The organism is Phenylobacterium sp. J367 (assembly GCF_024699985.1).
GTDB lineage: Bacteria > Pseudomonadota > Alphaproteobacteria > Caulobacterales > Caulobacteraceae > Phenylobacterium.
The window spans coordinates 3,055,682-3,080,162 of record NZ_JAJONA010000001.1; the positions used below are offsets into that span (position 1 = coordinate 3,055,682).

Here is a 24,481-nt window from a genome sequence, read left to right on the forward strand (position 1 = left end):
GATGGCGTCGACCAGCTCCCTGGCGCTCATCGGCGACCGCCCGGTCGATCACCTGATGGCCAACGCCGGGCACGGGCTCGGCCACGCCTTCCTGGAGCAGTCGGTGGACGACTGGCGCCACGTCATCGACACCAATGTCACCGGGACGATCTACCTGGTGCAGAAGGTGGCCCAACGGATGGTCGACCGGGGGCAGGGGATGATCCTGTTCACCGGCTCCATCGCCGGGCTGATGCCGGGGACGTTCCAGGCCGTCTACAACGGCACCAAGGCCTTCATCGACAGCTTTGCCTGGGCGCTGCGCAACGAGCTGAAGGACACCGGCGTCAGCGTCACGACCCTGTTGCCGGGCGCCACCGACACCGAGTTCTTCGAGCGCGCCGATCTCGTCGACACCAGGGTCGGGCAGGGCAAGAAGGACGATCCGGCCATGGTCGCCCGCACGGGCTACGAGGCCATGAAGAAAGGCGAGGGCGACGTGGTCGCGGGCTGGAAGAACAAGCTTCAGGCGGCGATGAGCGCGGTCACTCCGGAAAGCGCGAAGGCCGAGATGCACCGCCGGATGGCTGAGCCGCAGGATGACGGCGACATATACCAAAAACCCTTAGGTTAGAATGGCTTGACTGTCGGAACGGGGGTCCTCCCCCGGCGTTGGATAAGCAGTCCGATCAAGGGAGACCTGCCATGAACGAGAACAACACCAACAACACCGGCGGCGACAACATGGGCCGCAAGCCGCAGGATCAGACCGGAAACGTCTCCCAGCAGCAGCCCGGCCAGCAGAACCAGCAGGGCCAGCAAGGCCAGCGCGATCAGGCCGACCAGGCCGGCCGCCAGGATGGCCAGCAGGCCGACGACGGCCGTCAGCAGGGCGACGCTGGGACCGGCGGCCAGGACCGCGGCGGCGCCCAGCGCTGATCGCCGGATCAGCATCGGAGAAGGGGCCGGCGTCCGCCGGCCCCTTTTTCACGTTTAGACGGGATGAGGATCGCCACCTTCAACGTCAACGGGATCATCAGCCGCCTGCCGCGCGTGCTGGAATGGCTGGCGGAGACCCAGCCCGATGTCGTCTGCCTGCAGGAGCTCAAGGCGCCGGACGAGCGCTTCCCGGCAGCCGCGATCGAGCGGGCCGGCTACGGCGCGATCTGGCAGGGACAGAAGAGCTGGAACGGCGTGGCGATCCTGGCGCGCGGCGCCGAGCCCATCGAGGTCATGCGCGGCCTGCCGGGCGATCCGAGCGACGCGCAGAGCCGCTATCTCGAGGCCGCGGTGCAGGGGGTGCTGGTCGCCTGCCTCTACGCGCCTAATGGCAACCCGGTTGGCAGCCCGAAGTTCGAGTACAAGCTGCGCTGGTACGAGCGGTTCATGGCCCGCGCCGACGCCCTGCTGGCCACCGGACACCCGGTGGTGCTCGCCGGCGACTACAACATCATCCCCACCGACATGGACGTCTATGTCCCGGACCGCTGGCGTGACGACGCGCTGTTCCAGCCGGTCCTGAAGGAGGGCTACGCCCATCTGATCCATCGCGGCTGGCGCGATGCGCTGCGGGCCCGCTATCCGGACGAGCGCATCTACACATTCTGGAAGCACTGGCGGAATTCGTACGCCCGCGACGCGGGCCTGCGCATCGACCACATCCTGCTCAGCCCGTCCGCGGCCGCTCGCATGCAGGACGCCGGCGTCGACCGCGAGCACCGCGGCCGTGAGAAGCCGAGCGACCACGGTGCCGTCTGGGTCACCCTGCAGGACTAATCCGAGCCCTCCGGAGAGACCGCGAGGCGTCCTCGCAACATCCGTCGTAAGATATTCACGCTCGCGAGAGTGAGTATTGACTCGACGCAGCGGCTCGGCAATCGTCCCGCTCCACGGACCGGCGCAAATGACCGGGCTCCGATCGGGAGGAATGACATGAAGGGGCTTCTACTGGGGTCGGCCTGCGCCGTGGCCCTCTGCTCGGCTGCGCCGGCGTTCGCTCAGAACAGCACTGAGGAAACCGCCCAGCCCACCGCGGTGGGCGAGGTGATCGTCACGGCCACGCGCCGGAACGAGAAGCTGCAAGACGTCCCGCTCAGCATCACCGCCTATTCGCAGGAACAGCTCACCGCCAAGGGCGTCGTCGGCTACGAAGGGCTGGCCCAGGAGACGCCGGGCGTCGTCCTCAACCGCGCCTCGGCCAACTTCAACAATTTCACCGCCCGCGGCATCGCCACCAACGGCTACGGCGCGAACCTGCAGTCGACCGTCGCCGTCTACATCGACGAGCTGCCGATCTCGACCATCGGCAACACCACGGTGCTCGACACCAACCTCTACGACGTGGAGCGGGTGGAGTTCCTGCGCGGGCCGCAGGGGACGCTGTTCGGCTCCGGCTCGCTCTCCGGCGCCCTTCGCATCCTGACCAAGAAACCCGACCCCTCCGGCTACGACGCCTCGCTGCTCGTCGACCTCGGGATCGTCGGCAACAACTCGTTCCGCCAGCGCTACAACGGCATGGTCAACGTCCCGCTCGCCGAGGACCTGGCGGTGCGCGTGGTCGGCTTCTACCGGAACGAGGAGGGCTACCTCGACAACCTCGGCACGAAGACCAGGAACGCCAACACCCTGGTGAACTGGGGCGGCCGCGCGGCCCTGCTGTGGGAGCCGACCGACCGCCTGTCGATCAAGCTCATGGCGTCCTATGAGAACAGCAAACCCGAAGACGCGTCGCTGATCGCCCCGCAACTGGGCAAGGACAAGCGCGCCACCGACCGCCCGGACCTCTTCCAGGGCCAACAGTCGATCTACAACGCCACCGTCAACTACCAGTTCGACGGCGCGAGCCTGATCAGCTCGAGCAGCCTCTCGGGCTTCGACCAGAAGTTCTTCGTCGACCTGGCCGGCACCTTCATGCCGGTGAACAGCCCGACCCCGCCCGGGCCGAACAACATCGCCTTCGCCCTCGACGCCACGGCCTACATGGACACCTTCGTCCAGGAGGCGCGGCTGATCTCCGATCCCGGCGGCAAGTGGGATTGGGTGGTGGGGATGTTCTACCTCGATCGCCGCACGGACGTGGACTACAACTACCGCTCCTCGCCGGCCTACCTGGCCCTGCGCGGCTTCACCGGCCTGCCGGACGAGTACTACCAGCGCCAATACAACCACACGAAGTCGCAGGAGCTCGCCGGCTTCGGCGAGGTCACCTATCGCCTCAACGAGCAGTTCTGGGTGACCGGCGGCCTGCGCTACGGCGGCTTCGAGGCCCAGTCCTTCGTCGAGGGCGGCTACACCTCGAACTACCTCGTGGCGGCGCTGACGCCCAGCTATCGCGGCCCGCTGACCATCACCCAAGTGGCGCCCGCCACCGGCGTGAAGGCCAAGGAAAGCGGCCCGTCCTACAAGGTCAGCGTCTCCTGGAAGCCCTCTGACGCGCTGACCACCTACGCGACCATCTCGACCGGCTTCCGCACCCCGGTGGTGAACGGCTTCGCCGGCCGCGCCAGTGTCGTGAACCCGAGCGACATCATCATCCCCTCCGGCGCGGACTCCGACGACCTCACCAACTACGAGGTCGGCCTGAAGGGCCGCTTCCTGGAAGGCCGCCTGTCGGCCAACCTCGCGGCCTACTGGATCGACTGGAAGAACATCCAGGTCCAGGCCAACCGGGTCTCGGACTCGGTCCAGTTCGCCACCAACATCGGCAAGGCGGTCTCCCGCGGCCTGGAGTTCGAGATCCAGTACCTGCTGGCGGAGGGCCTGACGGTCGGCGCCAACGGCAGCTTCATCGACGCCCAGGTCACCGACCTGACGCCGACCGAGGCCGCCATCTCCGGCGCCGCCGAAGGCGTCCGTCTCGCCGCGCCGAGGTTCCAGGGGTCGGCCTACGTCAACTACGGCTTCGACCTGTCGCCGGAGGCGCGCGCCAACCTCTCGGTGGTCGCCAGCCACGTGGGCAGTTATCCGGGCATGTTCCCCTATGTGCCGGGCCGCCCGGGCGTGCTGCAGGGCACCTACGACTACACGGAGAAGTACAACAACGTGAATGCGACCTTCGCGGTGGCCTTCGACCAGCTGACCATCGGCGCCTACGTCGAGAACCTCTTCGACAGCCGCAAGCTCAACTACGTCCACCCCGAGGCCTTTGTCTTCAGTCGCTACGGCGTTCAGCGGCCCCGCACCATCGGCCTCCGCGCCACCTACGACTTCTAGACCATGGCTCCGGCGCCTCAGGCCCCGTCGCCAGACGCCGCCCCGGCCGCAGAGATGCGGCCGGGGAAGGGCGCCTGGGTGGTCCTGGCCATCCTCTGCTTCGTCTACGTCCTGAACTTCCTGGACCGGCAGTTGCTGTCGATCCTGGCCAAGCCGATCCAGGACGACCTCGGCGTCACCGACGGCCAGCTCGGCCTGATCAGCGGCCTCTACTTCGCGCTGTTCTACTGCCTGATCTCGATCCCGGTGGGCTGGCTGGCCGACCGGACCAACCGCACGCGGGTCCTGGCCTTCGCCTGCGGCCTGTGGAGCGCGGCGACCGTCGCCTGCGGGCTCTCCGCCACCTATCCGCAGCTCGTCCTGGCCCGCATGACCGTGGGCGTCGGCGAGGCGGGCGGGGTGCCGCCGTCCTACGCCATCATCACCGACTACTTCCCGCCCGGCCGCCGCGGCACGGCGCTCGGTCTCTTCAACCTCGGCCCGCCGATCGGCCAGGCGCTGGGCGTCGCCTTCGGGGCGGCGATCGCGGCGGCCTACAGCTGGCGGACCGCCTTCATCGTGCTGGGCGCGGTCGGCATCGTCACCGCCTTCGTCGTTCTGTTCGCGGTCAAGGAGCCGGTGCGCGGCGGCCTCGACCGCGGCGCCAAGGAGGCCAAGGTCGTCCAGGCCGGCTTCTGGCCGACGGTGCGAAACTTCTTCACGACGCCCGCCCTGCTGCTCGTGGCGCTGGCCAGCGCCGCGACCCAGATCGTCACTTACGGCGCCGGCAACTTCACCACGCTGTTCTTGATGCGCGAGAAGGGCATGACCCTGCCCGACGTGTCCCTCTGGTATGCGCTGGTGGTCATCGTCGGCATGGGCGGCGGGATCTTCGTCTCGGGCCGGGTGATCGACCGCTTCACACGCAAGACGCGGACCGCCTACGCCTTCGTCCCCGCCGTGTCCCTGACGCTCGCCATCCTGCCGTACCTCGGCTTCGTGGCCGCGCCGACCTGGCCGGTGGCGCTGGCCTTCCTGCTGGGCCCCACCTTCCTCAACTACTTCTACCTCTCCTCCGCCGTGGCCCTCGTCCAGGAGGAGGTCGCGCCGTCCCAACGGGTGCTCTCCGGCGCGCTCCTGCTGCTCGTCATGAACCTCGTCGGCATGGGCGTGGGCCCGACCTTCGTGGGCATGGTCAGCGATGCGCTCAGGGTTTCCCACCCCGAGAACTCGCTGCAGATGGCCTTCTACGCCCTGACCCCGGTCTATGGCCTGGCCATCGCGCTCTTCGTGGCTCTGACGCTCGTGCTCCGGCGCGAGGCGCGGGAGCAGGCCCGGTGATGCGCGCGGCGCTCTTCGCCGCCGTCCTGGCGCTCGCCGCCGGCTTCGGCGGCGCGGTTCAGGCTGCTGGGCCCGTGGTCCGTGCGCCGGCCGGCGCCGTGCAGGGCGTGGCGTCTTCCGGCGTGACGGCCTTCAAGGGCCTCCCCTACGCCGCCCCGCCCACCGGCCAGCGCCGCTGGCGGCCGCCGGCGCCGATCGCTCCCTGGCCCGGCGTCCGCGACGCCTCCGACTTCGGCCCGGCCTGCCTCCAGCCGCGCGCGGCGCCCGGCGGCATCTATGCCTCGGACCTGCCGCAGCTTTCCGAGGACTGCCTGACCCTCAACGTGTGGGCCCCGGCCGGCGCGAAGAAGGCCCCGGTCATGGTGTGGATCCACGGCGGCTCGCTCGCCGCCGGCTCCAGCCGGGAGAGCATGTACGACGGCGCGTCGCTGGCGCGTCAGGGCATCGTCGTCGTCTCGATCAACTACCGCCTGGGCGCGCTCGGCTGGTTCGCCCACCCCGAGCTCACCGCCGAGAGCCCGGACAGGGTGTCCGGCAACTACGGCCTGCTCGACCAGATCGCCGCGCTGACCTGGGTGAAGCGCAACGTGGCGGCCTTCGGGGGCGATCCGGCCGACGTCACCATCGCCGGCGAGTCCGCCGGCGGGCTCAGCGTCATGTACCTGATGGCCTCGCCGCTGGCCCGCGGCCTCTTCCACAAGGCCATCGCCCAGAGCGCCTACATGATCTCGACGCCGGAGCTGTCCGAAGCCCGCTTCGGGGAGATGGCGGCCGAGGCCAATGGTCAGCGCCTGGCCAAGGCGCTCGGCGCGGCCAGCCTCGCCGACCTCCGCGCGCTCGACGCCATGGCGATCCTCAGCAAGGCGCCGACCATCGGCTACCTCCCGTTCGCGGCCGTCGACGGCAAGGTGCTGCCGCGCCAGCTCGTCGACACCTTCGACCGCGGCGAGCAGGCGCCCGTGCCCCTGCTGGCCGGCTTCAACAGCGGCGAGATCCGCTCGCTCCGCTTCCTGGCGGCCCCGAAGCCGAAGGATGCGGCGACCTACGAGACCCTCATCCGCGACCGCTACCGCCACCTGGCCCCCGAGTTCCTGCGCCTCTACCCATCCTCCGACATGGCCGGGAGCCTGCTGGCCGCGCCGCGTGACGCCATCTACGGCTGGACCGCCGAGCGGCTGGCGGCGAAGCAGGCGGCGCTGGGCCAGCCGTCGTTCCTCTATCTCTTCGACCACGGCTATCCGGCCGCCAACGAGCGCGGGCTACACGCCTTCCACGCCGCGGAGTTGCCCTACGTCTTCGGCAATCCCGACCGCACGCCGGCCGGCTGGCCGAAGCCGCCCAATTCCAGCCTGAGACTCGCTTCGGAAAGGCGATCCAGGGCTACTGGGCGAGCTTCATCAAGACCGGCGTCCCCGCTCCCCAGGGCCAGCCCGCCTGGCCGCCCTATGCCAAGGGCAGGGCCTACATGGCCTTCGAGGACGCGCCCGTCGCGAAATCGCACCTCATGCCCGGGATGTACGAGCTGCATGAGGAGGTCGTCGCCCGTCGCCGGGCCGAGGGCCGCACCGCCTGGAACTGGAATATCGGCATCGTCTCCCCGGTGCTGCCTGGAGCGCCGGAGTCCCGATGATCGACGGCGCCATGCAGCCCTTTCCGCTGACGCTCGACAGGTTCCTGGAACACGCCGCCAAGTGGCGCCCGAGGTCCGAGGTGGTCACCGCCCGCGATGACGGCCGGGTGGACCGCGTCGGCTACGCGGACCTGATGGATCGGAGCCAGCGCGTCTCGGCGGTCCTCGACACGTTGGGCGTCCGCGCCGGCGAACGCGTCGCCACCCTGGCCTGGAACACCCAGGCCCACGTGGAGGCCTGGTACGCGATCATGGGGATGGGCGCGGTCTGCCACACCCTGAACCCCCGCCTGACCGCCGAACAGCTCGCCGCCATGGTGGTGCGCTCCGAGGCCCGGGTGGTGATCGTCAGCGCCGACCTCGTTCCCCTGGCCCGCCGGATCGCCGCGCGCGCGCCCAGCATTGTCCAGCTCCTGGTCATCGACGGTGAGCCGAGCCTGGCCGACGGGCCGCCGGCCACGGTCCTCGCCCCCGGATCGAGGCCACGGCGGAGCGCCTGGCCTGGGGCGGCTTCGACGAGAACGCCCCCTGCGGCCTCTGTTTCACGTCCGGCACCACGGGCGCCCCGAAGGGCGTCACCTACACCCATCGTTCGAGCTACCTGCACGCGCTCCGCCTGCTGCAGGTCGACGCGATGGCCGTCTCCGGGGCCGATGCCGTCCTGGCGGTGGTGCCGATGTTCCATGCCAACGCCTGGGGCCTGCCCTTCGCCTGTCCGGCCGCCGGCGCGAAGCTGGTGCTGCCCGGGCGCAACAACGATGGGGCCAGCCTCACGCGGCTGATCCGGAGCGAGAACGTCACCGTCGGCGTGGGCGTGCCGACCGTCTGGCTGGGCGTGCTCGAGCACGTCGAGGCGGAAGGCGGCGAGGTTCCCAGCCTGCAGCGGATCATCGTCGGCGGCGCGCCCATGCCGCCGGCCCTCATGGCCCGCCTGGAGGACCGCCTCGGCGTCATCGTCCAGACGAGCTGGGGCATGACCGAGCTGTCGCCCTCCGGCACCGTGGCCGCCGCCAGCGATCCGCGCGACGCGAGCCTCTCCGGCCGTCCGGGGATCGGGGTCGACCTCCGGATCACCGACGCCGACGGCCGGCCGCTTCCCGAACAGCGCGGGGTGGAAGGCCACCTGCGGGTCCGCGGCGCCGCCGTCGTCCAGCGCTACTTCGGCGAGACCGAGCCGGCGACCGACGCCGACGGCTGGTTCGCCACCGGCGACCTCGCCCGCCTCGACGACGAGGGCAACCTCGCCATCACCGGACGCGCCAAGGACCTGATCAAGTCCGGCGGCGAATGGATCAATCCGGCCGAGATCGAGGCGGTGGTCGGGGCCCTGCCGGAAGTGTCCCTGGCGGCGGTCATCGGCCGGTCGCATCCGAAGTGGGGCGAGCGCCCGATCCTGCTGGTCGAACTCAGGGACGCCGGAGCCCTCACCGACGAGGCGCTCCTCTCGCCCCTGGAAGGGCGCGTGGCGAGCTGGTGGATCCCCGACGCGGTCGTCCGCCTGGAGAGCATGCCGCTCGCCGCCACCGGCAAGATCGACAAGCTGAGGCTCCGCGCCGAGTATGGCGCCGCCGCGCCCCCGGCCGCGACTTGACGGTCGTAGCGCCTCGCCCGAAAGAGTACCGCGTGCCCGAGAGCCCCCAACCCCGGCGAGTCTCCAAGAAGGCCGAGCAGCGCGCCGCCTCGATGGAGCAGATCCTCGACGCTGCGGAGCACCTGTTCGCCCGGCATGGCCTCTATGGCGTCACCCTCAAGGACGTGGCCCAGCGGGTCGGCGTCCACCACACGCTGCTCAACTACTATTTCGAGGACAAGAAGAAGCTCTTCGACGCGGTCTTCGCGCGCCGTGCGGCGGTGACCAGCGAGCTGCGGATGAAGGCCCTCGACGAGTACGACCGCGCCAGCGGCGGCAAGCCGACGGTGGAGGGCGCCCTGCACGCCTTCCTCGACACCGACCTCGACCTCTACATCCAGGGCGGCGAGGGCTGGAAGAACTACGGGGCCCTGGGCGCCCAGGCGGCCAACACCACCGAGGGCGCCGAGCTGATGGACAAGCACTTCGATCCCGTCGTGCTGCGCCTGATCGAGATCCTCAAGAAGGCCCTGCCGGACTGCGCCGAGGAGGACATCTTCTGGGGCTACCACTTCGTGACCGGCGCCCTGATGGTCACGCTCGGCCGCACGGGCCGGATCGACAAGCTCTCCGGCGGCGTGTGCAAGTCCGAGGACTTCCTGGCCGTGAAGCAGCGCATGGCCCGCTTCATGGCCGCGGGCTTCCTGCAGATCTGCGGCAGTCCCAGAAGCTAGCAGACCGCCGCGAGGCGCTGCACGAGCTCCACCTGGCGGCCGACGCCGACCTTGGCCAGCACGGTCTTCACCTGTGCGCGGACCGTGGACGCCGCCACGCCACGCCGCGCCGCGATGTCGGCGACCGGCGCGCCCTCGGCCACGGCGACCGCGATCATCGCCTCGGCCGAGGTCAGCCCGTAGAGCTGCTGCAGGATCGGCGCGCGCCCCTGGCTGCCGCCGGAGCGCCCCCGCAGCAGGATCAGCGCGTGGCGGCGGAAACAGGGCGGGCCGGTCAGCGGCGGCAGCACGTCGGCCACGGCCGGGGAGTCGGTGTCGCGGCCCAGCACCAGCACCTGTTCGCGGCCGTGCTCGGCGGCGGCGCGCACCGCGGCGCGCAGCAGGGCGTCCTCGGACCGGCAGGCCGCCGAGATCCGGCCGCCCGCGAGCCGCAGCGGGAGGCGCGCCTGGGCTTCGCCGTCCGGTCCGTCCAGCACGTCGCCGTCGGGCGTGCAGACGATGGGCTGCAGGCCGGCCCGGCGGAGCAGGCCGGTGGCCATGCGGACGGCCTCGGCCTCTATGGTGAGCTGGGTGCGGACGGCCAGCGCCAGGGCCGGGCCTACGGCCGGCGGGCAAAGGTCGGCGATCGGTCCGCCGTCGCCGACCAGGATCAGGCGGAACTCCAGCAGGTCGGCGCAGGCGATGCGGGCGGCCAGCTTCTCCTGGATCGGGCCATCCGCCGCCGGGCCGGCGCTGGCCGCCGTCCAGCGGTCGAGGCCGTGAGCGCCCTCCAGTCGTGCGCCGCGGGCCCCCACGTGGGCGGCGATCCGGGCCAGGGCCTCGGTCCAGCCGTCGGGGCGATGCGGCGCGGCCTCCAGGGCCGCGCGGACCGCGCCCCAGTCGTCCCTTTCGGCCCTGACGGGCGGCGGAACGTGAACCGGCATCTGACCCTCCATCCTTGAGACAAGGGTCGCGCCGCCGGCCGCGCGGGAACATGAACGGCGTGTTGACAGGGGAGGGATACAGGGCCTGTAGTCTTCACAGGTTCGGTGGTGGCTAAGGCCGGACTGTCCACGCGTTGGGGGGCGTGTCGGGTGCCGGGTGGGTTGCGTATCGTCGTGGTCGAGGACGAGCCCCTGACGCGGGCGACCCTCGTGAGTTTCCTCGTCCGCCAGGGCCACGAGGTCCGGCCGGCGAGCTGCGTGGAGGCCTGCCGCGCGGCGCTGCGCGCGGAGAAGGCGGACGTCATCCTGCTGGACATCGGCCTTCCGGGCGAAGACGGCCTGGGCTACGCGCGGGAGCTGCGCGCCGAGGGCGAGGCGGGCGTCATCATCGTCAGTGAACGCAGCGAGGTGGCGACGCGGATCGCCGCCCTGGACGAGGGCGCCGACGATTACCTGATCAAGCCGGTGCACCTCGAGGAGCTGGCCGCCCGCGTCCGCAGCGTCGCCCGGCGGAGGGTGTGGGCGACGTCATCCGCATCGGTCCGCTGACCATGGACCTCGCCGGGCGCCGCGTGGAGACCGAGGGCGCGGAGGTGATCCTCACCCGCGGCGAGTTCGACCTCCTGCGCACGCTCGCCGAAGCGGGCGGCAAGATCGTCTCGCGTGAGATGCTCAGCGAGGCGGTGGCGCGAGGCGAGGGCGACCTGCGCTCGGTCGACGCCCTGGTCAGCCGTCTGCGCCGGAAGCTGCCGGCGCCGGAGGAGGGCCAGCTGATCGTCACGGCGCCCGGGTTCGGCTACCGGCTGGGCGTGCCCGTCCGCGCCGCCTGATGCGGCTCCGCGTACCCAAAACGGGGGATGCGGAGCATCCGGATCGAGGACCAAAGTCGCCGCGATCATGAGCGTGTCCCCATCCATCCCTGCGCCGGAGCCGTCGGTGCGGCTGCACGGCCGTGGGACGGAGCTGGCCGCTGTCCGCGAGGCGCTCGCCGCGCCCGCTGCGCGCTTGGTCGTCGCCCGCGGCCCGGGCGGCGCGGGCAAGACCGCCCTGATGCGGGCGGCTCTCGACGACGCCCGGGCGGCCGGGGCTCTGACGGGCGCCGGCAAGTACGCCCAGGGCCAGGCGAGCCGGGACATCGAGCCGCTCGTCCAGGCGATCGAGGCGGCGCTCGCGGCAGGCCTGGACCAGCTGTTCGATCCCGCCGCCGGCCTGCGCGACCTGAGGCGGGCGCTGGGCGACAACGCGCCGATCCTGGCCGGCGTCGGCTCCGGGGTGCTCCGGACGCTGGCCGGGACGCGCGACGCCGGCCCGGTGACCGCCGAGCGCGCCGACGAGCGGCTGGCCCAGGCGGTGCTGCAGGTGCTGCGCTGGATGGAGGGGTTCGGCGCCCCCGGTCCTGCTGCTGATCGACGACTGGGGCCGGGCCGGACCCCAGGTCCGGCGCCTGTTCGCCCGGCTGGCGGCCGAGCCCTCGCTCACCCTGTTCCGTCTCCTGGCCACCGAGCGGGACGAGGAGCGGTTCGAGGACGCGCCGCCCGGCGCTGTCGTGGTGCCGGTGGGGCCGCTGGCCGCCGACGCCCAGCTCGACCTCGCCGCCGAGATCCTCGGGCCGAGGTCCGGTGCTGCGGCCGAAGTGGTGGCCTTCCTCGGCGCCCGCCGCCGAGACCCCGTTCGACCTGATCGAATCCGTCCGCATCCTCGATCGCGCCGCGCTCAGCCGGAGCGGCGGACGCTGGCGGCTGGATCCCCGCCGGGCCGTTTCGGCGCTGGCCGGCGCCGCCGCGCGCTCGGTGGTGCGCCGCGTGGCCGATCTCGATGCCGGCGCGCTGACCCTGGCCCGCATGCTGGCGGTCTACGGCGACGACGCCGAGCTCGCCGACCTCGCCAGCGCCGCGCGCCAGGATGGGTCCGCCGCCCGGGCCGCCGCCGAGATGCTGGTGGCCGCCGGCCTGGTCCGCCTGGCCGGGGCCAAGGTCCGCTACGCCCACGACCGGCTGCGCGCCGAGGTGCTGCTCGACATCCCGCCCCGGGTCCGGGCGGGCATGGCCGCCGCGCTCGCCGAGGCGCTGCGCGAGGCCGGTGCCCAGCCGGGGGAGGGCGAGCGCGGCATGGCCATGCTCTGGCGCCGGCTGGAGGGCGGGCTCGACGGCGGCGATCCGGCCTTCTGGCGCGACGCCTTCGCCGCCGGGGCCCATGCGGCGCGGCAGGTGGGCGACCGGGCCGCGGCCGAGACCTTCGTGCGCGCCGGTCTGGAGCTCTGCGGCCGCAGCGGCGGCTTCACCTACGCGCTTCTCTCCGAAGCGACGTCGGCGGCGATCAGCCGGGGCGACCACGCCGAGGCCTGCCGCCTCGCCGACACCATGGGCGCGCATGCCACGACCCCGGCCGAGCGCGCCTGCGCCGACGAGATGCGGGTCTTCGCCCGCCGGGTGTCGGGCGACCTCGACGCGGCCCTCGAGGTGGCCCGTGAGGTGCTGGCGCATGTGAAGATCAAGCTGCCGCGCCGTCCGACCCCGGCGAACCTCGCCCGCGCGCTCGCCTGGGTGTTCCGCCTCGATCCGCGCCATGCCCACACGCCGCTCAGCCCCGAGGAACTGGCCGTCGAGGCGCCGATGATGCGGGCGATGAACGGCATCGGCTCCCCTGCTCTTCGAGCGCGACCCCCTGCTCGTCGTCGTGCTGGTCACCCGCTCGCTGCCGGCCCGCGTGGTGTATGGGACAGCCGCCGGGGCGGCGACGCTGGCGCTGCTCTGCTGTTCCTTCGGCGCCTATCGCCGCGCCGCCGCTTGGGCCGAGGCGGCCGACCGCCTGCAGGGGCCCGAGCAACCGCTCCGCGCCGTCGCCAAGCAGTATTCCGCCAGCTTCGGCCATGTGTTCGCCAGGCCCCGGCCCGTGACCCGCAGCCGCGGCGAGGAGGAGGAGGCGCTCGCCTATGCCGGCGGCGACCTGGCCGTGGCGGTCTATGGCAACCGCGACCGCGTCCTCGACGCCCTGTTCAGCGACGACGCCCTGGCCGACACCGTCCGCCTGGCTGACGAGGCGATCCGCGTGGCTGAGCGGCTGAGCGACCCGCCGACCATCCCGCATTGCCGGGCGCTGCGTCAGGTGATCGCCAACCTGCAGGCCGGGGGCGAGGACGCCTGGCGTCTCCACGGCGCCCACTTCGACAACGCCGCCGCGTTCGCCGCGCTGCAAGCCGAGGGCCTCGCCAACACCGGCAGGGCGGTCGCGGCGCTGGAGGCCCTGCTGGGCGTGCTCTACGGCCGCTACGCCAAGGTGGCGGCCATGGTCGACCGGCCCTGGCCCAGGTTCGGTCCGGCGCCCTTCCAGTCCCAGACCCAGATCTGGGCCTTCGCCACGGGCCTCGCCCTCTACCGCACCGGCCGCCGGCCGCCGGCGATGCAGCTCTGGAACCTGCGACGGCTCGCAAAGCTCAACCCCAACGACTACGCCCACCGCGCCCGCCTCCTGGACGCGGAGGGCCTGCGCGTGCGCGGCCGCGGCGGGCAGGCGCTTGTCGCCTATGGCCAGGCTGTGGCGGCCGCCAAGGCCTCCCGCTGCCTGCTCGAGTGCGGCCTCGTCGCCGCCGCCGCGGCCGAGGGGGCGGAGATGCTCGGCGCCACCGAGGCGGCCGACGCCTGGCGCGAGACGGCCGTGGCGGCCTGGCGGACGCTGGGCGCCGACGGCCTGCTGGCCGCACGGTTCGGCCTGCCCGCCGACGCCGGCGCCGCCGAGACCCTGCAGGCCCTGATGAGCGATCTCCAGGTCCAGCATGCGGAGCGCGAGCTGGAGCTGACCTCGGCCCGCGAGGCCGCCGAGCGCGCCAGTCGCGCCAAGTCCCGGCTGCTCGCCACCGTCGGCCATGAGTTGCGCACGCCGCTGCAGGGCGCGCTCGGCCTGATCGAACTCGCCGACGCCCCGGGCGCGCCGCTGGACGCCGACAGCCTGCGCCGCGCCCTCCTGCATCTGGCGGGGGTGGTGGGCGACCTGACCGACCTCGGCGCCCTGGAAGGCGGTCTCCTGCCGGTCGGGCGCGAGCGCTACGACGCCGAGGCGGCCGCCGCTTCGGTGGCCGCCCTGCACCAGCCGGCCGCCCGCGCCGCGGGCCGCGAGATCGTGTTCGAGGGCGTGGGCGCGCCGCTCTGGGTCTGGGGCGACGAGGGCCGGGTGCGCCAGGTGCTCGGCAACCTGGTGGCCAACGCCCTGCGCCACGGCCACGGCGAGGTGCGGCTCAAGCTCGAGGCCTCGCCGGGCGAGCGTCTCGTCTGCGCCGTCAGCGACGAGGGCCCCCAGCTCTCCGACGCCGAGTTGATGCGCATCTTCGAGCCCTTCGACCGGGCCGGCCGCGAGGCGGACGACGGCGGCCTGGGCGTCGGCCTGTTCCTCGGACGCAACCTCGCCCGGGCCATGGGCGGCGACCTCGTGGTCCGGGCCCTGCCGGACGGCGGCAAGGCCTTCGTGCTGGAGATCGCCGCCCCGGCCGCGGAGGCCGGCGAGACCGCCGCCCGCGCCGCCGGCCTGGCGGGCGTCAGGGTCCTGCTCGCGGAAGACACCGATCTGAGCCGCGCGGTGCTCGCCGCGCTCCTGCGGCGGGAGGGCTGCGAGGTGGTCGAGGTGGAGGACGGGGCCGCCGCGCTCGCCTGCCTGGACGGAGGCGGCTTCGATCTCGCGCTGCTCGACCAGCGCATGCCGAGGCTGCTCGGCCTGCAGGTCGCCCAGCGGCTGCCCAAGGGCGACGCCCGGCCCATGTGCGTCCTGATGACCGCCAGCTCCGACCCGGCGCTGGAGCGGACGGCCCGCGCCGCCGGCGTCGACATCATTCTCCAGAAGCCCGTGACCCTGGCCCATCTGCGGGCGCTGTCGCCCGGCCGGATCCGACCCTCGATCTCCCGGGCCGCGGAGCTACGGGTGCAGCTCGGGGCGGGGGCCGCGGAGCTCTTCGCCGAGGTCCGGCCCTCGGTGGAACGCGAGGTCGCCGAGCTTGCCGCGGCGCTCGCCAGCAACGACACGCCGCGCTTCGACGCCCAGCGCCACCGCCTGCGGGGGCTGGCCGACCACTTCGGGCTCCAGACCATCGTCGAGGCTGTGGACGAGACCGGTCCCCCGGCCTTCATGATCGAGCGGCTCGGCGCCGCGGTCCAGCGCACCGACTGGTCCGCCTACGAGGCCGGCTGAGACGCAGCTTGCGCGGAGCGGCCTGGGGTGGCATGGCCCCGCCGGTCATGTCAGAGCCGCCGCGCCGCAAGATCCTGTCGCTGAAGAACCCGCCGCCGCTGCCCGTGCCGCCGCCGGCGCCCGCACCTGCGCCCGAGCCGCCGGCCGGGGCGTGGAAGTGCAAGCCCTGCGGCACGCGCCTCGACGTGCCGGAGGACAGCGACCCCGAGGCCGTCGTCCGCTGCCCGTCGTGCAACGCGAACCTCGGCAAGGCCGGCCAGTTCCTGTCCGACCCGCCCGGCAAGGTCCGCGCGCGTAAGGCCTAGCCCCGCCAGCCGGTCGCCACCGACCGGACGACGACGCTCTCCATCAGCCGTCTTCGCAGGTGATCGGCGCGGTGGTCGTCGAGGCCCATCACCTCCACCTCGAGCCGGGTCGTCGCCCCGCCGTCCGAGAGGGCGAGCCGCGTGACCTCGGCGCTGCGCGCCGGGAACGCTCCCAGCGTCCTGAGCAGGGCGTCGGTTCCGCGGTCCATCTCGATCAGGAACAGCCACGGTTTTCGATCGGGCTCGTTGCTCGGCCAGGTCATGCGAGCGGCCTCACGTGCTCGACGCGCAGCGCCGAGACCCCCCGCGCGGCTCGCCAGCCGCTCGCCCAGCGCATCGGCCGCCCGGTCGGCCAGGCCGGCGACCCGCAGGGTCGTCTCGACGAGTTGTCCCGTCGGCCGCAGCCGGAGCCCGGCCAGCTCGCCGCCCGATCGGTCGAGAAGATCCTCGACGGCCTTCAGGGCCGCCTGGGGATGGGGACTTGCGAAGGTGAAGACGCTCACCGGATCCAGGGGCTCAGACATGGGACGGTCTCTCCAGGCGTGCGGCGGCGCGGGCGCCGGCCACGATGCGGATGGCGGTCGGGGCGGCGGCTTTGCGGATCTGGATCATCATGGCTGGGCTCCTTGGCTGGTCGTTGGGTAGGGCTGAACAGCAAGAAGCCCCGCGTCCGGTGGGAGGCGGGGCTTCGATCGTTCGATCGTGGCGGCTGTCCGTCTAGGCGGATGCGCGCCGTCGCCCCGTGCGGGTGGTAATAATCGTCATCATGGGCATGCCGAGCGCGCACACGGCCGCGACGGGCGTCTGCCCGGCGGCTTTGGCGGCGATGGCGACCGGTTTGGTCATGGCGGCCCTTGAAGTGACGGCTGAGCCTTACCTTGTTTCGCCGGCCGGCGGAACCCGTCGCCCGGCGAAGGACGTTCGAGAGGCATGGAACACCCTGACCGTGAGCGCGCGCACCGCGCCTGGCGCGCCGCAGACCGCATCCGCAAGCTGTCCGACGACCTGATCAAGGTCGGTCCCTGGGGCCTCGGCCTCGACGGCGTGCTGGCCTGGGCGCCCGGCGTCGGCACCGTCTATTCGCTCGGCGCGGGCGGGCTGCTGCTCTACGAGGCCAGCCAGTGCGGCGCGTCCAGGGCGACGCTCGGCAGGATGGCCGCCTGGCTCGCCGCCGACACCGCCTTCTCGGGCGTGCCGGTCGTCGGCTGGGCCATCGACACCTTCTTCCGCGGCCACCGAATGGCGGCCAACCTGTTCGAACGGGCCACCGACGACCGGGCGAGCGTCGGCAAGCGCTTCAACCTGGCCGGCGCCTATCTGGTGACCGGCCGCGAGGCCCAGGCCGCCGCCCTCTACCGGGAACTGGTCCGCGACGGCCAGTTCACCTACGCCTACAGCAACCGGCCGATGGACAACCGCAACGTGCCGGTCCGGCGCTTCAATATCGCCGACGGAGTCGGCCCGCCGCCTCGCCCAGATCGAGGCCCGCAACCCGGCCTTCGCCCCGGCCCCGGCCTCCGGCGTCCTGTCCGCCGAAAGCTTCGGCACGCCGGTCGCCGCCACCGTCGGCGGCCTGCCGGGCGGGCGGATCTCGGACGAGCGGGCGATGGCGCTCGACGCGGCGACCAACGGCGGCTGATCAGGCCCCCCGACCCTCAGGGAAGCCGGAGGCGGCCCCTCCGCCTCCGGCTTTCGTCCGTCCAGGGACGTCTCGCGGCCATGCCGAAACGGCCGTCGGAGCCTGGCTGGCGATGCCTTGCGCGCATCCCTCAATCCACCCTTGGCATTGGTTATCGCCAGGGGCCGCACATAGTCTCCTCGTCAGGGAAATCGACCGGCAAAGCCGGCAATCGCGGCGCCTCAGCCGCCCACGGGGAGAAACATCGGGATGCACAGGCGACAGTTCCTTGGCGCGACCGGTCTTGCGGCCGCCGCGCTCACCACCTCCGGCACGGCCGCGCTCGCCCAGGAGAGCGCCCGCGCCAAGGCCGCCAAGGCCAAGGGGAAGATGAAGCTGGGCTGCCAGAGCGGCCCCGCCACCGACGAACACTTCGCGTTCTTCGCGCGCTTCGGCGTCAAGAACATCTGCGCCAATCCGCAGATCGCCGATCCCAACCGGCTCTATCCCACGGTGGACGAGCTCCGCGCCCTCCAGGACCTCGCCGGCAAGTACGACATCTCCCTCGACATCGCTGACAGCGTGATGCTGCGCTCCTCGCACATCGATCGGGAGAAGAACCCCGCGATCATGCTGGGCCAGAGCCCGCAGCGCGACCGCGACATCGAATCGTTCCAGACCCTGATCCGCAACTGCGCCCAGGCCGGCGTCCCCGCCGTGAAGTACAATATGAGCATCCTGGGCGTGCTCCGGAACCACACGATCAAGGGGCCCGGGGACGCCGAGTACGGCGGCTGGAAGGCGACGGGCCCGAAGCCCGCGGCCGCCCTGACCCGCGCCGGGCCGGTCGATCCGGAGCGCTTCTGGGAGCGCATCCACTACTTCCTGGACCGCGTGGTGCCCGTGGCTAACGAGTACAAGGTGCGCATCGCCTGCCACCCGCAGGATCCGGGCACGCCGCCCGAGGGCTGGCAGAGCGTCCACAACGTGCTGGGCACCATCGACGGCATGAAGGCCTTCGTCGCCTACAAGGACAGCCCCTACCACGGCTTCAACTTCTGCCAGGGCACGACGTCCGAAAACCTGGCCAACCCGTCGGAGGAGATCTTCGACGTGATCCGCTACTTCGGCTCGCGCAAGAAGATCTTCAACGTCCACTTCCGCAACATCCGCGGCCGCCGCGGCGAGTTCGTCGAGACCTATCCGGACGACGGCGACGTCGACTTCGTGCGGGCCATCAAGACCTACCAGGAAGTGGGCTACGACGGGATGCTGATGCCCGACCACGTGCCGCGCGTGCCGGGCAAGCCGAACGGCAGCCAGGAAGGCTTCGCGTTCGCCTACGGGCACATTCGCGGCCTGCTCCAGGCGCTCGACGCCTAAGCCGCCGTCCCGAACTCCAGCACCAAGGCAAGACGATGAACACTCTGCTGCTGCGGACGGCGTCCGCGCTCGTCCTCATGGCCGCGGCTTCCACCGCCGCCGCCCAGACCTCCGCCGAACCCGCCGACACCGAAGTGGGCGAGGTTGTGGTCACCGGCTCGCACATCGCGCGGGCCGGCTTCGAGGCCCCGACCCCGGTCACCGTGGCGTCCAGCGAACAGCTCACCAACGCCACGCCCACCACCATCGGCGACGCGCTCCGCCAGCTTCCGGCGCTGAACGCCTCGGTGGGGCCGCGCGGCGCACAGACCTCGGGTGGGCAGGGGGGGCCTTCCTGGCGCTCCGCAACCTCGGCGCCATCCGCACCCTCACCCTGTTCGACGGCCACCGCTTCATCTCGCAGGCCGGGTCGGGCCTGGTGGACTCCAACCTCTTCCCGCAGGCCCTGGTCAGCCGGGTGGAGGTGGTGACGGGCGGCGCCTCGGCGGCCTACGGTTCGGACGCCGTGGCCGGCGTGGTCAACTTCATCCTCGACCGCAACTACGACGGCTTCAAGGGCGAGGCCCAGCTCGGCTCCTCGGACCGCGGCGACGGTCATGAGCAGCGCTACAGCCTGGCCTACGGCACGGACCTCCTGGACGGCCGCGCCCACTTCATCGGCAGCCTCGAGTATTTCAAGGCCAACGAGATCCCCGAGCGGCTGTCGCGCGAGGTGGCCCAGCGCAGTTGCCAGATCATCACCCTGCCGGCCGGCAGCCCGACGCTGCGCGACTACCAGTGCAATGTCCGGGTCTCCAACGCCAACTTCAACGGCCTGATCACCACCAACGGCCCGCTGCGCGGCACGACGTTCGACGACGCCGGCAATCCGGTGCCGTTCAACTACGGCACGCTGGTCACCGGCTCGACCATGGTCGGCGGCGACGGCGTCATCCCGCAGTTCGCCCCGCTGTCGGCCGGCATCGACCGCCGCGTCGGCTTCGGCCGGCTCAGCTACGAGATCGACGACACCTGGACGGCCTACGGCGAACTGCTGGTGGCCCAGAACCGGGTCGGTTACCAGGTCGGCTCGTTCTCCAACATGCTCGGCAACACCGCCCTGCGGATCCAGCGGGACAACGCCTTCCTGCCGGCGTCGGTGCGGGCGATCATGGTGGCCAACAACATCTCCAACTTCCAGCTGGGCAAGTACCTGAACGAGCTCCCCAAGAGCCAGGTCATGACCATGGACAACGTGGTCCGCTTCGCCGGCGGGGCCGACGGCTCGATCGCCGGCTGGGACGCCAAGCTGTACTTCGAGCTCGCCCAGAGCGACCGCAAGCTGCAGATCGGCAACGACCTGATCCTGCCGAACTACGTCCGCGCCACCGACGCCATCGTCGATCCGGTGAGCGGCCGCATCGTCTGCCGCAGCAACGTCGGCGCCGATCCGGGCTGCGTGCCGGTCAATCCGTTCGGCAAGCCGGAGCTGACCCAGGACCAGCGGCGCTACATTGTCGGCACCAACTACAACGGCATCGACAGCCACGAATATGTGGCGGCCTTCAGCCTCGCCAACGACGTCTTCGACCTGCCGGCCGGCCCCGTCTCGGTCGCCCTTGGCGGCGAGATCCGCGAGCTGGGCTTCAGCCAGGTGGTCGACGACAGGTCGACCGCGCCGAACTTCGTGACCAACGGCCAGGGCGTCTACCGGGTCGGCAACGCCCGCCCGCAGGAGGGCGAATACAATGTGAAGGAAGCCTTCGTCGAAACGGCCATCCCGCTGCTGCGCGACGCCGCCTTCGCCCAGAGCCTGGAGCTGAACGCCGCCGGCCGGATCACCGACTACTCCACCAGCGGCACCGTCGGCACCTGGAAGGTCGGGGCCTCCCTGGACGCCGTTCGACGGCCTGCGCTTCCGCGGCACGCGCTCCAAGGACATCCGCGCGCCGACCCTGAACGAGCTCTTCCAGGCCGGCGTCACCAACTTCATCCCGTCGGTGTTCGACGCGGTCCGCCAGGTGCAGGTGACCAACGCCCGCTCGATCACGCTCGGCAACCTCGACCTGAAGCCGGAGAAGGCCGACACCACTGTGCTCGGCGTCGTCTGGTCGCCGTCCTTCGCGCCGCGGCTCGACCTGTCGCTCGACTACTACAAGATCAAGATCGACGACGCGATCTCCACGCCCAACAACAACTTCCTGCTGGAGCAGTGCGCGGCGGGCGTCCAGAGCCTCTGCCAGTACATCATCCGCGACGCGGCCGGGAACCTCCTGACCATCAACCTGGTGCCGCTGAACCTGCAGAAGTTCGAGACCGACGGCTTCGACATCGAGGCCAGTTACCGGATGTCGCTCGACGACTGGGCGCCGGCGGTCGGCGGGGAACTCTCGCTTCGGGCGATCGCGAACTACACGGGCAGCTACATCACCGTGCCGCAGGGCGGGGTCCCCGAGGACCGGGCCGGCGAAAGCGGCACGGCGCCGGAGTGGCGCGCGGTGTTCCAGGCCAACTACGAACGCGGCCCGCTCGGCCTCTTCGTGCAGGCCCGCTACACCGGTCCCGGCTGGTACGACCTCTACACCGCCCCCCACCGACCTGCGGCAGATCCGGATCGACGACGAGACCATCTGGAACGCCAGCGCCAGCTACACCTGGGAAACCGGGGCCGGCGAGTGGAAGGCCTACGTGAACGTCCAGAACCTGTTCGACAACCTGCCGCCGGACCTCGTGCCGACGGCGGGCCAGTACGACCCGGTCGGCCGCTTCATCCGGGCCGGCATCAAGTTCGAATACTAGCCCGAAAGGGCGCATCCTCCCCTCAACGCCTCGGGCGGCGGACCACGGTCCGCCGCCCTCTTTCTTGTTGGCGCCCCGGCTTGGCCGAAGCCCGAGACCCACTGGGCTCCGCACCCGCTCCAGGCCCTCTCCCTACCCTCTCCCTCTCGGGCTTCGCCCGGGGGAGAGGAATGGAGCTAGAGTCCAAAGCTATCACCTCCTCTCCCCCCGCGAAGCGGAGAGGGAGAGGGTAGGGTGAGGGCTGCAGCCGAAAAACCTTGACTCTGCCGGCTCCGCATGTTCTCGTTTCGTTCTCATGGACGCCAGCCCCGCAGACTTCGCCGAAGACCGTCACACCGTGACTCTCCGCGCGCTCGCGGGGATGAGCCTGGAGCTCTGCCGCGACCTGCAGCACCGCGCCATGAACGCCGAGAACCCCGAGGACGCCGTCCGCCTCGCCACCGCCTTTCACCGGGTCAGCCGCGGCCTGCGCCAGACGCTGGCGTTGGAACTGAAGCTGGTCCGCTACAAGGACGAGGTGGCCGAGAAGGCCAAGGCCAAGGTCGACCTCGCCGAAGCCCGGGCGAAGGCCGAGGCTGATCTGCACGAGCTCGCCGTCGACCAGCGCCGGAAGGACGTCTGGGAACAGGTCGGCGACTGCTTCTGGACCGAGCACGAAGGCGCCGACTGGAACCTCCCCCGACGACGGGATCGAGAGACCCGACCGCCCGCCGCCCGAAGACCCCATGTGGGACAGGCTCGAGGCCTTCCTCGACGCCGAGGAAGCCAAGCCCGACTTCCTCACCCGCGACTTCGACCTCCTGGTCATCGAGGCCTGCGACGCCATCGGCGCCGACCCCACCCTCATCTACGACATCCGCGGCCGCGAACCCGCCGAGCCCGAGCCCGCAACCGCCGACTCCAGCTAACCCCCCTCCGCTCATCCCGGCGAAAGCCGGGATCCAAGCCGAGTCCGCAGCCGCGCTGCGCGCGGAATGCACCACAGAAAACACAGAAGGACACAGAAGGCGGGCCACCGGATGGCTTGGCGCCTCGATCACCATGCGCGCCTTCCAGGCGCGCGATTCAGCCCCTCACCGACCTCGGCCGACTCGCCCCTTCTGTGTGGTTCTGTGTGTTTCTGTGGTTCCAAAACCCGGACCGCACCCAGGCCCGCCCGCGACGCACGGCGTCCACGCCGCACCCTCTCAGCACCGCAGCGCGCAAAATGCGTCCCGGTCTTCGCGTCGCGAAACCGGGATGTCACGAAGAGGGAGGTCGCTTGCCCCTAGGCCCTCGGCCCGGCCCCGTCGACCCGTCGCGGCAGGCCGTCCGGATTGCCGTCCCGCAGCGCCGCCGGGAGCAGGGCGTCCGGCACGTCCTGGTAGCTCACCGGCCGCAGGAACCTGCGGATCGCCAGCGAGCCCACCGAGGTCCAGCGGGCGTCGGAGGTCGCCGGCCAGGGGCCGCCGTGGACCATGGCGTGGCCCACCTCGACGCCGGTTCCGAAGCCGTTCCAGACGATCCGCCCGGCCTTGCGCTCCAGCACCGGCAGCAGCGGCCGGACCGCCTCGTGGTCGGCGGCGTCGGCGTGGACGGCGATGGTGAGCTGGCCCTCGAGACCTTCCAGCGCCGCCTTCACCTCCGCGGCGTCCCGGCAGCGCACGACCACCGAGGCCGCGCCGAACACCTCGGCCTGCAGCGCCCTGTCCGACGTGAAGGCCTCGGCGCTCGTGGCGAAGACGCCCGCCTGGCCCTGGTTCGCGCCGCCCTCGGCGCCGCGGCCCACGACCTCGACCGCCGCGTGCGACGCAAGCTGCGCCACGCCCTCGCAGTAGGCCCGGTGGATGCCGGGCGTCAGCATGGTCGCCGCCGGCGCCCTGCATCACCGCCTCGCCGGCGGCCGCCAGGAAGGTGTCGAGCCCGGGGCCCTCCACGCCGATGACGATGCCGGGATTGGTGCAGAACTGGCCGGCGCCGAGCGTCAGCGCGCCCACATAGGCCCGGCCGATCTCGGTCGCCCGGGCGTCCAGCGCCGCCGGCATCAGGACCACCGGATTGATCGCGCTCATCTCCGCATAGACCGGGATCGGCTCCTCGCGGTCCTGGGCGATCTTCAGCAGCGCCAGCCCCCCGCGGCGCGAGCCGGTGAAGCCCACCGCCTTGATCGCCGGGTGGGCCACCAGCGCCTGGCCGACGGCGATATCGGCGTCGAACAGCAGCGAGAAGACGCCTTCCGGCAGGCCGGCGTCGGCCACCGCCTTCTGGACCGCGCGGCCGGCCAGCTCGGAGGTCCCGGGATGGGCGTTGTGCGCCTTGGCGACCACCGGGCACCCGGCGGCGAGCGCCGAGGCGGTGTCGCCGCCGGCCACGGAGAAGGCGAGGGGGAAGTTGCTCGCCCCGAACACCGCCACGGGTCCCAGCGCCACGTTGCGCAGCCGCAGGTCGACCCTCGGCATCGGCTTGCGGTCGGGCATCGCCGGGTCGATCCGCGCGTCGAGATAGTGGCCGTCGCGGACCACGGCGGCGAACATCCGAAGCTGGCCCATGGTCCGGCCGAGTTCGCCTTCGAGCCGCGGGCGGGGCAGACCGCTCTCGGCCATGGCGCGCTCGACGATTTCGGCGCCCACCGCCTGCAGGTTGTCGGCGATGGCGTCCAGGAAGCGCGCGCGGACCTCGGGCGGAGTCTCGCGATAGGTGTCGAAGGCCGCGTCGGCCAAGCGGCAGGCGGCGTCCACATCGGCGGGCGTGGCGCCGGCGAACGGCGGGTCGAGGGCCGCGCCGGTCGCCGCCTCCACGCCGCGGATCTCTCCGCCCTGGCCCCGGACCGCCCGGGCCCCGATCAGCATCTCGCCGGTAATCGTCACGCCTGCCT

At 71.7% G+C, this 24,481-nt stretch carries 20 protein-coding genes and 4 pseudogenes; 20 read left to right on the forward strand and 4 right to left on the reverse strand.

Annotation, left to right across the window (positions count from 1 at the left end):
- Position 1 precedes the first annotated feature (1 nt).
- The 9 genes and pseudogenes from LRS04_RS16425 (at position 2) to LRS04_RS16470 (ending at position 9,445) form a co-directional block, all read left to right on the forward strand.
- On the forward strand, positions 2-613 hold the full coding sequence (locus LRS04_RS16425) for an SDR family oxidoreductase (protein ID WP_257817272.1): 612 nt from the start codon (positions 2-4) through the stop codon (positions 611-613).
- 71 nt (positions 614-684) lie between these two features.
- Positions 685-918: a hypothetical protein gene (locus LRS04_RS16430; RefSeq protein WP_257817273.1), complete on the forward strand. Its 234-nt coding sequence runs from the start codon at positions 685-687 to the stop codon at positions 916-918.
- A 63-nt stretch (positions 919-981) separates the two neighbouring features.
- The gene (gene xth / locus LRS04_RS16435) at positions 982-1,755 is read left to right on the forward strand and encodes an exodeoxyribonuclease III (RefSeq protein ID WP_257817274.1); all 774 of its coding nucleotides are present in this window, start codon (positions 982-984) and stop codon (positions 1,753-1,755) included.
- 156 nt (positions 1,756-1,911) lie between these two features.
- Positions 1,912-4,191: a TonB-dependent receptor gene (locus tag LRS04_RS16440; protein WP_257817275.1), complete on the forward strand. Its 2,280-nt coding sequence runs from the start codon at positions 1,912-1,914 to the stop codon at positions 4,189-4,191.
- Positions 4,192-4,194: 3 nt separating this feature from the next.
- Positions 4,195-5,511: an MFS transporter gene (locus LRS04_RS16445; RefSeq protein ID WP_257817276.1), complete on the forward strand. Its 1,317-nt coding sequence runs from the start codon at positions 4,195-4,197 to the stop codon at positions 5,509-5,511.
- Positions 5,511-7,241 carry a carboxylesterase family protein gene (locus tag LRS04_RS16450; RefSeq protein WP_308238161.1) on the forward strand — a complete coding sequence of 577 codons (1,731 nt, stop codon included), beginning with the start codon at positions 5,511-5,513 and terminating at the stop codon, positions 7,239-7,241. Before LRS04_RS16445 ends, LRS04_RS16450 begins: the two co-directional genes overlap by 1 nt.
- Positions 7,153-7,527 (forward strand): annotated as a pseudogene (locus tag LRS04_RS16460) (AMP-binding protein); the annotation flags it as partial. The gene LRS04_RS16450 and the pseudogene LRS04_RS16460, both read left to right, overlap by 89 nt.
- Positions 7,528-7,637: 110 nt before the next feature.
- On the forward strand, positions 7,638-8,732 hold the full coding sequence (locus LRS04_RS16465; protein ID WP_257819156.1) for an AMP-binding protein: 1,095 nt from the start codon (positions 7,638-7,640) through the stop codon (positions 8,730-8,732).
- 32 nt (positions 8,733-8,764) lie between these two features.
- Positions 8,765-9,445: a TetR/AcrR family transcriptional regulator gene (locus LRS04_RS16470; RefSeq protein ID WP_257817277.1), complete on the forward strand. Its 681-nt coding sequence runs from the start codon at positions 8,765-8,767 to the stop codon at positions 9,443-9,445.
- Here LRS04_RS16470 and LRS04_RS16475 read toward each other — a convergent pair.
- Entirely contained in the window at positions 9,442-10,368 is a 927-nt protein-coding gene (locus LRS04_RS16475; protein WP_257817278.1) for a hypothetical protein, read from the reverse strand. The two genes, LRS04_RS16470 and LRS04_RS16475, sit on opposite strands and share 4 nt — an antisense overlap.
- Positions 10,369-10,530: 162 nt before the next feature.
- Here LRS04_RS16475 and LRS04_RS16480 point away from each other — a divergent pair, with 162 nt between their 5' ends.
- The 6 genes from LRS04_RS16480 to LRS04_RS16505 all read left to right on the forward strand — a co-directional run bounded on the left by LRS04_RS16480 (position 10,531) and on the right by LRS04_RS16505 (position 15,848).
- Entirely contained in the window at positions 10,531-10,917 is a 387-nt protein-coding gene (locus LRS04_RS16480) for a response regulator transcription factor (protein WP_257817279.1), read from the forward strand.
- Complete coding sequence (locus LRS04_RS16485; RefSeq protein WP_257817280.1) at positions 10,887-11,198, forward strand: winged helix-turn-helix domain-containing protein; 312 nt, start codon at positions 10,887-10,889, stop codon at positions 11,196-11,198. Before LRS04_RS16480 ends, LRS04_RS16485 begins: the two co-directional genes overlap by 31 nt.
- Before the next feature lie 73 nt (positions 11,199-11,271).
- The gene (locus tag LRS04_RS16490; protein WP_257817281.1) at positions 11,272-12,048 is read left to right on the forward strand and encodes an AAA family ATPase; all 777 of its coding nucleotides are present in this window, start codon (positions 11,272-11,274) and stop codon (positions 12,046-12,048) included.
- The gene (locus LRS04_RS16495) at positions 11,988-13,403 is read left to right on the forward strand and encodes a hypothetical protein (protein WP_257817282.1); all 1,416 of its coding nucleotides are present in this window, start codon (positions 11,988-11,990) and stop codon (positions 13,401-13,403) included. The genes LRS04_RS16490 and LRS04_RS16495 overlap by 61 nt, the downstream gene beginning before the upstream one ends.
- Before the next feature lie 715 nt (positions 13,404-14,118).
- Entirely contained in the window at positions 14,119-15,543 is a 1,425-nt protein-coding gene (locus LRS04_RS16500; RefSeq protein ID WP_257819157.1) for an ATP-binding protein, read from the forward strand.
- A 47-nt stretch (positions 15,544-15,590) separates the two neighbouring features.
- A complete protein-coding gene (locus tag LRS04_RS16505; RefSeq protein WP_257817283.1) occupies positions 15,591-15,848 on the forward strand; it encodes a hypothetical protein in 258 nt (85 codons plus the stop codon).
- On the opposite strand, the gene LRS04_RS16510 is transcribed toward LRS04_RS16505, so the two are convergent.
- Together LRS04_RS16510 and LRS04_RS16515 are read right to left on the reverse strand one after the other, a co-directional pair.
- Entirely contained in the window at positions 15,845-16,372 is a 528-nt protein-coding gene (locus LRS04_RS16510; protein WP_257817284.1) for a hypothetical protein, read from the reverse strand. The genes LRS04_RS16505 and LRS04_RS16510 overlap by 4 nt on opposite strands.
- Before the next feature lie 193 nt (positions 16,373-16,565).
- Entirely contained in the window at positions 16,566-16,694 is a 129-nt protein-coding gene (locus tag LRS04_RS16515) for a hypothetical protein (RefSeq protein ID WP_257817285.1), read from the reverse strand.
- 84 nt (positions 16,695-16,778) lie between these two features.
- Between LRS04_RS16515 and LRS04_RS16520 the strand changes: the two are divergent.
- The 5 genes and pseudogenes from LRS04_RS16520 to LRS04_RS16540 form a co-directional block, all read left to right on the forward strand.
- Positions 16,779-17,051: pseudogene (locus LRS04_RS16520) on the forward strand (DUF4112 domain-containing protein); the annotation flags it as partial.
- A 685-nt stretch (positions 17,052-17,736) separates the two neighbouring features.
- Positions 17,737-18,849: a mannonate dehydratase gene (locus LRS04_RS16525; RefSeq protein WP_257817286.1), complete on the forward strand. Its 1,113-nt coding sequence runs from the start codon at positions 17,737-17,739 to the stop codon at positions 18,847-18,849.
- Positions 18,850-19,222: 373 nt separating this feature from the next.
- Positions 19,223-19,306 (forward strand): annotated as a pseudogene (locus tag LRS04_RS16530) (hypothetical protein); the annotation flags it as partial.
- A 1,462-nt stretch (positions 19,307-20,768) separates the two neighbouring features.
- Positions 20,769-21,350 (forward strand): annotated as a pseudogene (locus LRS04_RS16535) (TonB-dependent receptor domain-containing protein); the annotation flags it as partial.
- 1,002 nt (positions 21,351-22,352) lie between these two features.
- A complete protein-coding gene (locus LRS04_RS16540) occupies positions 22,353-22,535 on the forward strand; it encodes a hypothetical protein (protein ID WP_257817287.1) in 183 nt (60 codons plus the stop codon).
- 279 nt (positions 22,536-22,814) lie between these two features.
- Here LRS04_RS16540 and LRS04_RS16545 read toward each other — a convergent pair whose 3' ends face one another.
- Complete coding sequence (locus LRS04_RS16545) at positions 22,815-24,473, reverse strand: aldehyde dehydrogenase family protein (protein ID WP_308238162.1); 1,659 nt, start codon at positions 24,471-24,473, stop codon at positions 22,815-22,817.
- Positions 24,474-24,481: the final 8 nt, after the last annotated feature.